Annotated in this window: 3 protein-coding genes; all 3 read right to left on the reverse strand. The window is 72.8% G+C overall.

Annotated elements, in window-relative coordinates; all coding sequences use genetic code 11:
• Positions 1-879: helix-turn-helix domain-containing protein (locus tag ACRDP3_RS23405; RefSeq protein ID WP_431518977.1), on the reverse strand; the 879-nt coding region annotated here is incomplete at its 3' end.
• Positions 880-1,028: 149 nt separating this feature from the next.
• Positions 1,029-1,418, reverse strand: a complete 390-nt coding sequence (locus ACRDP3_RS23410; protein WP_431518978.1) for a DUF3017 domain-containing protein — start codon at positions 1,416-1,418, stop codon at positions 1,029-1,031.
• Positions 1,419-1,426: 8 nt separating this feature from the next.
• Positions 1,427-2,320 carry a bifunctional methylenetetrahydrofolate dehydrogenase/methenyltetrahydrofolate cyclohydrolase gene (locus ACRDP3_RS23415; RefSeq protein WP_431518979.1) on the reverse strand — a complete coding sequence of 298 codons (894 nt, stop codon included), beginning with the start codon at positions 2,318-2,320 and terminating at the stop codon, positions 1,427-1,429.
• Between the last annotated feature and the right edge of the window lie 456 nt (positions 2,321-2,776).

Below are 2,776 nucleotides of genomic sequence, written 5' to 3' on the forward strand. Positions count from 1 at the left end.
CACGCCCGCGGGCAGGTCGGCGGCAGCGCTGGTCGGCGACGGTGACGGCGAGGCGGCGGTCTTGTCGCCGCCGCCGGGCAGGCCGAAGACCACGGCGGCCAGCACGATGACCGCCAGCCCGCCGGCGACGCCCGCGAGGAGCATCACGGCGCGGCGTTTGCGGGAGGCGGGGCTTGGGTCGGGGGCGGAGCCGGTGCTGTCGGGAGCCGTTTCCGGGCCGGCACCGCCCGTACCGGCGGCACTGCCCGTACCGCCCGTACCGGGTATCTCAGCTTTACCGCGCTGCAGGGCGGCCGCCTCGGAGGCGGCCCCCCAGGGGTCGATGCGTGGCTCGCCGGGCGCGCCCTGGCCTGGCAGCGGGCGGGGGCGGAGCACGGCCGTGTCGTCGTCGGCCGGCGGGGGCGGCCAGGCCGCGGCCTGCCGCTCCTCCTGAACCTTCTCCCGGTCCCGGTCCCGGTCCCGGTCCTCGCTCCCGTCCGCGTCGCGGTCGCGGTCCCGGTTACGGCCGCCGCGCTTGCGGCCCTTGGCCGGCGCGTCCGCCAACTCCCCCAGCGCCGCGCGCGCCTGATCCACCTGGATCGACGCCATGGTCACGTCGTGCCGCATCTCGCTGCGGCTCCAGGCCCGTTCGGCGAGCTCCCACATCGTTTCCAGGTGCCGTACGTCCGTGTCGGTGACCTCGGCGAAGGCGTGCACCGCACCACGTGGCGGCAGCAGCCGGCCCCCGAAGTACCGCTCCCACGACGACTTGCTGTAGCCCGTGCGGTCCGCGATCGTCGCGACGCTCATTCCGCTGCGGTCCACCACCCGCCGCAGCTGGCTGGTGAACTCCCGGATCTGCGGATCCAGTTCTTCCGGTAGCGGCCTCCACCGAGGCATTTCCTCCCCCTCGCCCCCCGACGTCCTTCACGCGTTCCCCCAGTTTGCCACCCGGGTTCTCGAACGCCACCACGGAAGACGCCGCTTGCCGCGGCCTTGTTGCCACCGCGACAACATCCGGGACCGCACCCGCGACTACGCCGGCGCCCTCATCTGACCGAGAAGTGGACGATCTCCTGCAGGATCGGGATCGAGATCCAGGGCCTCGGCTGCGCCATCATCGCCAGCAGCGTGATCACCACGCCCAGCACCCCGTACGTCACCATGTCCGTGAAGCGCGAGCGCACCGCCAGCATCCCGACCGACGGCATCACCCAGCGCAGCACCGCCGCGGCGAGCAGCGCGGCCCCGATGATCAGGGTCCCCGCGCGGAACGACCCGACCGTCACCAGCAGCCCGATGAGCACACCGCAGCACACCGCCAGAAGCGGCCACTGCCGGTACGGTGCCGCGTGCTCGCCGCTCATCGCCCGCTGACCGCCCTCGGGGCGCGCGGTGTCGCGGGTCACCGTGGGGAACCGGGGGCGTGAGCTGCGCATCCGCACCTTCACCGGTCGGCCCTCTCCCCCGCCGCCGCCGCCGCGGCCTCCGCCACCTCGCGCTCGGCCGCCTCGACGACGTTGACCAGGAGCTGGGCTCGGGTCATCGGTCCGACGCCGCCCGGGTTCGGCGAGATCCAGGCGGCGACCTCCGCCACTCCCGGGTGGACGTCGCCGACGATCTTGCCGTGCTCGTCGCGGCTCACGCCCACATCCAGGACGGCGGCACCCGGCCGTACGTCCTCCGGCTTGATCAGGTGCGGCACCCCGGCCGCCGCGACGATCACGTCCGCCTGCCGCAGCAGTGCGGGCAGGTCACGGGTGCCGGTGTGGCACAGCGTGACGGTCGCGTTCTCGCTACGCCGGGTGAGCAGCAGCGGGATCGACCGGCCGACGGTGATGCCGCGGCCCACGACGACCACGTGCGCGCCGTTCAGCTCGACGCCGTGCTGCCGCAGCAGCTGGATGATGCCCTGCGGGGTGCAGGGCAGCGGGCCCGGCTCGTTCAGCACGAGCCGGCCGAGGCTGGTGGGGTGCAGCCCGTCCGCGTCCTTGGCCGGGTCCATCAGCGCCAGTACGCGGTTGGTGTCGATGCCCTTGGGGAGCGGGAGCTGGACGATGTAGCCGGTGCAGGCCGGGTCCTCGTTGAGCTCCCGCACGACCGCCTCGATCTCGCCCTGGGTGGCGGTGGCGGGCAGCTCGCGCTGGATGGAGCGGACGCCGATCTGCTCGCTGTCGCGGTGCTTGCCCGCGACGTACTTCTGGCTGCCGACATCGTCACCTACCAGCAGCGTGCCGAGGCCGGGCGTGCTGCCCAGCGCCTTGAGCGCGCCGACGCGGGCGGTGAGGTCGGTCTTGATCGCTGCTGCCGTGGCCTTGCCATCGAGAATCTGGGCCGTCATGGTCCCCATCCTCGCCGATCGGCGCCCGGTCTCCAATCCGTACCTCTCCGGACCGCTCCGACCCCGCTGTGCGGTGCGACGGGTACGTCGGCATCACGTTGCGGATTCGCCACATTCCCCTATCCAACTGGACAGCACCGCAGTGCGGCGAGGACCATGATGCGGCGGCACCGAGCCCGAACGACGAGGGCCGGCACGGTGCCGTGTGATCGGGGGAGGCACATCGTGCGTACCGCACACCTCACGCAGTGCTGCGACGGCATATGCGGGGGCGGACCTGTCGTTCCCCCGAGCTCTTCGGCCCAGTCCGTCCCCTGTCGAACGCTCGGAGGAGCACGCTCGTGAGTTACCCACCGCCGCCTGGCTCCGGCCAGAACCCGAACAACCCTTACGCGCAGCAGCCGCCGCAGCAGCCCCCGCAGGGCGGTCAGCCGGGATACGGCTACCCGCAACAGC

It is taken from the genome of Streptomyces sp., from assembly GCF_050698815.1.
In the GTDB taxonomy this organism is placed as follows: Bacteria; Actinomycetota; Actinomycetes; order Streptomycetales; family Streptomycetaceae; genus Streptomyces.

Coding starts and splice junctions, on each gene's coding strand:
- ACRDP3_RS23415 (WP_431518979.1), bottom strand. CDS start 2,320: ATGACGGCCCAGATTCTCGATGGCAAGGCCACGGCAGCAGCGATCAAG.
- ACRDP3_RS23410 (WP_431518978.1), bottom strand. CDS start 1,418: ATGCGCAGCTCACGCCCCCGGTTCCCCACGGTGACCCGCGACACCGCG.